Raw genomic sequence first — 6,207 nt, 5'->3', positions numbered from 1 at the left:
CGCGTTGGCGGCCACGACGGCGCGCCGGATCTCGGCCTCCAGCTCCGGATCGCGCACCAGCTCGCTGGGCAGGGGGACGGGCCGCTCGCGCATCGCACACCAGTGCGCGACCGCCGGGCGGTCCAGGGTGACCAGGGCGGCGAGGAACGGCCGGCCGTTGCCGACGACCAGGCAGCGGTCCACGAGCGGGTGCGCCCGGACGCGCTCCTCCAGGGCGGACGGCAGGACGTCGGTCCCGTCGGCGGTCACCAGGGACTCCGACTTGCGGCCCCTGATCGTCAGGTAGCCGTCGGCGTCGAGGGCGCCCAGGTCGCCGGTGGCCAGCCAGCCGTCGCGGAGGACCGCCTCGGTGGCGCGCGGATCGCCCAGGTAGCCGCTGAATATCTGGGGGCCGCGCAGCCACACCTCGCCGTCGTCCGCGATGCGCACGCCCGTGCCGGGGACGGGGGTGCCGACCGTGCCGGAGCGCGGGCGGCCGAGCGGGTTGGCCGTCACCGCGGCCGTGGTCTCCGTCAGGCCGTAGCCCTCCACGAGGGTGATGCCGGCACCCGCGAAGAACAGGCCGAGGCGCCGGTCGAGGACGGCGCCACCCGACAGCGCGAACCGCAGCCGGCCGCCCAGGCTCTCCCGGAGCGCGGAGTAGACGAGCCGGTCGAAGACCCGGCGCCGGACGCGCAGGGCGGTGCCCGGGCCGGGGCCGGTGCCGAACGCCCGGTCCTCCAGGGCGCTCGCATGGTGGACGGCCACCTCCACCGCTCTCTCGAACGTCTTTTCGCGCCCGGCGCGCTCGGCCTCGCGCCGGGCCGCGGCGAAGACCCGCTCGAAGACGTAGGGCACCGCGGCGAGGAACGTCGGGGCGAAACTCCGCAGCTCCGGCAGGAACGCCGCCTCCGAGAGGCTGGGCTGGTGCCCCACCCGGACCCCGGACCGCACGGCCGCGACCTGCATCATCCGGCCGAGAACATGGGCGAGCGGGAGGACCAGCAGGGTGGACGCCTGCCCGCGGGGACCGTGGCCGGGACCGGAGCCGGAACCGGAACCGTGGTCGGGGCCGGGACCCGGACCCGGGCCCGGGCCCGGACGGAAGACCGGGCCGAAACGGCCGACGAGGTTGTCGGTCTCCGCCATGAAGTTGGCGTGGGTGAGGACGCACGCCTTGGGACGGCCGGTGGTCCCCGGGGTGTAGAGGACGGTGGCCGGCGTGTCGGGGGTGACGGCGGCACGCCGTCGGTCGACCCGCTCGTCCGGGATCCCGGCGCCGGCCGCGGTCAGCTCCTCGACGGCGCCCGCGTCGAGCTGCCAGAGCCGGCGCAGGCCGGGCAGCCGGTCGATGACGGAACCGACGGTCATGGCGTGGTCCCCGTGTTCGACGACGCAGGCGGAGACCTCCGCGTCGTGCAGCGTCCAGAAGACCTGCTCTACGGAGGCGCCCGGGTACAGCGGCACCGACTGGGCGCCGACGCACCACAGGGCGAAGTCGAAGAGCGTCCACTCGTAACGCGTCCGGGAGACGATCGCGACCCGGTCGCCGGCGCGGACGCCCTCGGCCAGCAGGCCCTTTGCCACAGCCATGACCTCGTCCCGGAAGGCCGCCGCCGTCACGTCCCGCCAGCCGCCGGCCGTCCTGCGGGCGAACGCGGTCCGGCCGGGAGCGGCGGCGGCCCGCTCGAACACGGTGTCCGCCAGACCGCCGGAGACAGGCGGCGGTATCAGGGGTGGGACGGTGATCTCGCGCACAACCTCGCTCCTCGCCACGCTCCGCACAGCGCGGGTGACCGTACCCGATCCCCTAACGGTGAACCCTGAGGCTCCGGTAGACGAACGGGGCTCACGGTATCTGCACGAAATCTCCGTGACCTGGCCCGATCGCTTGCCACCGGGTTCCGACCGGTCCCGACGACTCCCGACGACTTCCGACGACTTCCGACCGCTCCCCACCGCTCCCCGCCGGTGCCCGCCCACCGCCTCAGGCGCCGTCGGCGGCCCCGGCCGGAGTGTGCAGCCGGTCGCCCGCCGCCAGAATCGCCTGCGACAGCGCCTCCACCGCGTCCCGCACCGTGTCGTCCCGCACGGTCTTATCCCGCACCGCGTCATCCCGCGCCGCCCCGTCCCGTTCGGATCCGGAACCGGGACCCTGGAGCAGGACGACGTCGATGGCGCCGAGCTCCGGCAGCCCGGCCCGGGCCGGGACGGGCACCAGCCCCGGCGGGATCATGCCGCGCGTGTGCGCCATCACCCCCAGCCCGGCCCGGGCCGCCGCGACCAGCCCGTTCAGGCTGCGGCTGGTGCACGTCACCCGCCAGGGACGGCCGTCGCGCTCCAGCACGTCCATGGCCCGGGCCCGGGTGATCGCCGGCGACGGGAAGACGACCAGCGGCAGGGGCCGGCGGGCGTCCAGACGCAGCCGCTCGCTGCCGATCCACACCAGGCGGTCACGCCAGACGAGCCGGCCGTTCTGCGGCTGCCGGGGATGGCGCTTGACCAGCACCAGGTCGAAGCGCCCGGCCGCCATCTGCTCGTGCAGCGTGTCCGACAGGTCCACCGTGAGCTCCAGGTCGACCTCCGGATGCTCACGCCGGAAGCGTTCCAGGACCTCGGGAAGCCGGGTGAGGACGAAGTCCTCGGAGGCCCCGAAGCGGAGCCGCCCGCGCAACCGCGTCCCCGCGAACCAGTGGGCGGCCCGCTCGTTCGCCTCCAGGATCGTGCGCGCGAAGCCGAGCATGGCCTCGCCGTCCTCCGTCAGCTCCACGCTGTGCGTGTCACGGACGAACAGCTGTCGTCCGGCCGCCTCCTCCAGCCTGCGCACCTGCTGGCTGACGGTCGACTGGCGCACCCCCAGGCGGTGGGCGGCCTGGGTGAAGCTGAGCGTCTGCGAGACCGCGAGGAAGGTCCGCAACTGCACCGGATCGAACATGGCCCGAGCCTACCGCCGCCCATCGCTATCCGTGATGACAGTCAGCACGGTGAACGGGGTTCCCGATGAGCGCTGCCCGGGAGAAGCTGACGGACATGCGCCGACCAGCCTTTCCGACCTCCTTCCTGTCCCGCGTACCCGTCGACCCCTATGTGGCCGCCCTGCTCGGCACGGTCCTGCTGGCGGTGCTGCTGCCGGCCCGCGGCTCGGCGGCGACGGCGGCCGGCGTGGCCGCCAAGATCCTGGTGGGTCTGCTCTTCTTCCTCTACGGCGCCCGGCTCTCCACCCGGGAGACCATCGAGGGCCTGCGCCACTGGCGGCTGCACACGGCGGTCCTCTGCTGCACCTTCGTGATCTTCCCCCTGCTCGGGCTCGCCGCCCGCGGCCTCGTCCCCTACGTCCTGACCCCCAGCCTCTACGACGGCTTCCTCTTCCTCTGCCTGGTGCCCTCCACCATCCAGTCGGCCATCGCCTTCACCTCCATCGCCCGCGGCAACGTGGCCGCGGCCATCTGCGCGGGCTCCTTCTCCAGCCTCATCGGCATCGTCCTCACCCCCCTCCTCGCGGCGGCACTGCTCGGCAACAGCGGGGCCGGCTTCTCCCTCGACTCCCTGCTGTCGATCGTCCTGCAACTGCTCGTCCCGTTCCTCGCCGGCCAGGCGCTGCGCCCCTGGATCGGCGGCTTCATCAGCCGCCACCGCACCGTCCTGGGCCGCGTCGACCGCACCTCCGTGCTGATGGTCGTCTACGTGGCCTTCAGCGCCGGCATGGTGCGCGGCGTCTGGAGTCAGGTGACGCCCTGGAGGCTGCTGGCCCTGCTGGGCGTGGAAGCCGTCCTGCTGGCGGTCATGCTCGTCCTCACCGGCTACGGCGCACGCCGGCTCGGCTTCCCGCGCGCCGACCGGATCGCCATCGTCTTCGCCGGCTCGAAGAAGGGCCTCGCCGCCGGACTGCCCATGGCCACCGTCCTCTTCGGAGCCGATTCCAGCCTCGCGGTCCTGCCCCTGATGCTCTTCCACCAACTCCAGCTGATGGTCTGCGCCGTCCTCGCCAAGCGGTTCGCCCGCCGGGCGGAGAGCGACGCACCGGAGACGACGCCGGACGAGGTGGCAGTGGACGACGTAACAGCGGACGACGTGACAGCGGACGAGGTGGCAGCGGGCGCGGAGACCGGGGATCGGACCGCGCCGGACCAGGCCGCGATCGGACCCGCGCGGCGGTAGCGGTGGTCAGCGGACGAGACGTCCACTCGGCCATGCCTCTCCGAGGGTGCGCGCCGGAGAGGCGGGCCCGACCACACTCACCGGCGCCCGGGCGCGACCGCGGTGTCACATCGGTCGCAGGACCACCTTTCCCTGATTGGCGCGCGATTCCATGATCTCGTGCGCCTTGGCGGCGTCCTCCAAGGGCAGTTCGGCGTGGACGCACGGCCGGAGCCGGCCCTCGGCGTACAGCGCCCAGAGGTCCTGCCGCCACTCCGCCATCACGTCGGGCCGGTGACGGGCTATCAGAGCCATCTGGAAGCCGATCGCCGATTTCGCGCCGACCAGCAGGTCGTACGCCTGGAGGGTTCCCCCGCCGGAGCTGTAGGCCACCAGCCGCCCGCCGGGGCCGAGCGCCCGTACGGCGGGGGTGAGGAGGTCGCCGCCGACCGCGTCCAGGACGACGTCCACCGGCTCGCCCCAGGACTCCTCGTCGTAGGTGACGGCTTCGTCGGCGCCCAGGGACCGGACGAAGCCGAGCTTCTCCGGCGACCCCACCGCCGCCACCACACGGCCCGCGCCGCGGGCCCGGGCGATCTGGACGGCCAGGTGGCCGGCGCCGCCCGCCGCCGCCGTGACCAGCACCGTCTCGCCCCCGGTGGGACGTGCCGCCTCGTAGGCGCCTCTCGCCACCAGTCCGCAGCGGACCAGGGCGACGGCATCGGTGGCGCTCGCCCCCTCGGGGATCCGGGACGCCATCGACGTCTCCAGCAGGGCGTAGTCCGCGTAGCCGTCGCCGAAGCAGAGGCCGGTGACCCGCTCGCCCAGCCGGAACCCCGTCACGTCCGGACCGACCGCGACGACCTTTCCCGCCACGTCGCCGCCCAGCCCCGCCGGGAGGGCCTGCCCGCCTTCGCGGACCTTCCGTGTCACGGGCAGGGTGACACCGATCGCCTCGACGCGCACCAGCAGTTGGCCCGGGCCGGGACGGGGGACCTCCGCCTCCTCGACTCGCAGGACCTCGGGGCCGCCGTTCTCGTAGTAACAGACACGTCGCATGCCGCACCTCCGCAGTCGTGGTTGGGCCGGGGCGCCTTCGTTGGCGGCCCCAACGGTTTCGACTGTAGCGGATGCCGTTGGGGATTCCAATGGTTTTCCGTGGGGATTCCCAACGAGTTCCGGGCTACCCTCGACGCATGGCACACACACGTACAGACCCCGACGCCGGTGAGCCCGCCCTCACCCACATCCAGGCCCTCCCGAGCTGGCTGCTCAACCGCGCCTCCGCCCGCGGACGGCGCCTCGTCGCCGACGCGCTCGCCCAGGACGGCATGCGGATGCCCCATCACGCGGTGCTCTCGGCCGTGGCCGACCTCGGGCCGGTGGCTCAGGCGGAGCTCGGCCGCACCACCGGGTTCGACCCGAAGGACATGGTCGGCATCCTCAACGACCTCCAGGCGCAGGAGCTGATCACCCGCGCCCCCGACCCGTCCGACCGCCGCAAGAACGCCATCACCCTCACCGACGAGGGCCGCAAGCGCCTCAACCGCCTCACCAAGCTGGGGGACGAGGCCAACGAGGCGCTGCTGTCCGCCCTTTCGCCGGCTGAGCGCGAGCTCTTCCTCGCCCTGCTCGCCCGGGTCGTCGACCAGGGCTGACCCGCTCGGGCCGGCGGTCCTGAGCGTCCACCGGCCGCCGCCGCGGGTGCGAAGCCGGGGCGGAGTAGGACCCTTGGGGGACCGGAGTAGGGGAAAGCCCGGAGACGACCCTGGGCCGGCCCTGATATTCGGCCAAACTCCGGACGGCCTCCCCTCGGATCTGGTGGGATGGCTTCGCGTGGACGGGCGGTTGAGGAATCGGGGTGGTGCGAGTGGCCTGGGGCGCCGGGGGCCTCGCGGTCCCACGGGACACGGCACGGAACGGGAGACCGAGCCCGAACGGGCCGCGGCTCCCCTCCCGGTACGCGGCGGAGGGAACCGCCATCCCCGCGTACGCTGCCGCGCGCCCGGCCCCGCGGCCGCCGCGGCGACCGCCCCGCCTCCGCAACTCCCCTCCCGCGCAACGCCGTCGGCTTGCGGCGTGCCGTAATCC

5 protein-coding genes are annotated in these 6,207 nt (G+C 73.8%); 2 read left to right on the top strand and 3 right to left on the bottom strand.

Annotated elements, in window-relative coordinates; translation table 11 throughout:
- Together JNW98_RS11785 and JNW98_RS11780 are read right to left on the bottom strand one after the other, a co-directional pair.
- Nucleotides 1–1,737: AMP-dependent synthetase/ligase (locus tag JNW98_RS11785; protein ID WP_223768104.1), on the bottom strand; the 1,737-nt coding region annotated here is incomplete at its 3' end.
- 229 nt (nt 1,738–1,966) lie between these two features.
- A complete protein-coding gene (locus tag JNW98_RS11780; protein WP_223768103.1) occupies nt 1,967–2,914 on the bottom strand; it encodes a LysR family transcriptional regulator in 948 nt (315 codons plus the stop codon).
- A 95-nt stretch (nt 2,915–3,009) separates the two neighbouring features.
- Between JNW98_RS11780 and JNW98_RS11775 the strand changes: the two genes are divergently transcribed.
- Complete coding sequence (locus JNW98_RS11775; protein ID WP_223768110.1) at nt 3,010–4,137, top strand: bile acid:sodium symporter family protein; 1,128 nt, start codon at nt 3,010–3,012, stop codon at nt 4,135–4,137.
- 105 nt (nt 4,138–4,242) lie between these two features.
- Here JNW98_RS11775 and JNW98_RS11770 read toward each other — a convergent pair whose 3' ends face one another.
- Nucleotides 4,243–5,175: a quinone oxidoreductase family protein gene (locus JNW98_RS11770; protein WP_223768102.1), complete on the bottom strand. Its 933-nt coding sequence runs from the start codon at nt 5,173–5,175 to the stop codon at nt 4,243–4,245.
- Between the two features lie 137 nt (nt 5,176–5,312).
- Between JNW98_RS11770 and JNW98_RS11765 the strand changes: the two genes are divergently transcribed.
- Complete coding sequence (locus JNW98_RS11765; protein ID WP_223768101.1) at nt 5,313–5,774, top strand: MarR family winged helix-turn-helix transcriptional regulator; 462 nt, start codon at nt 5,313–5,315, stop codon at nt 5,772–5,774.
- The last annotated feature ends 433 nt before the right edge of the window (nt 5,775–6,207 follow it).

Origin of the sequence: Streptomyces huiliensis (assembly GCF_020037025.1) — a bacterium.
Classification (GTDB): Bacteria; Actinomycetota; Actinomycetes; order Streptomycetales; family Streptomycetaceae; genus Streptomyces; species Streptomyces huiliensis.
This window is presented reverse-complemented; position numbering and strand designations above follow the sequence as displayed.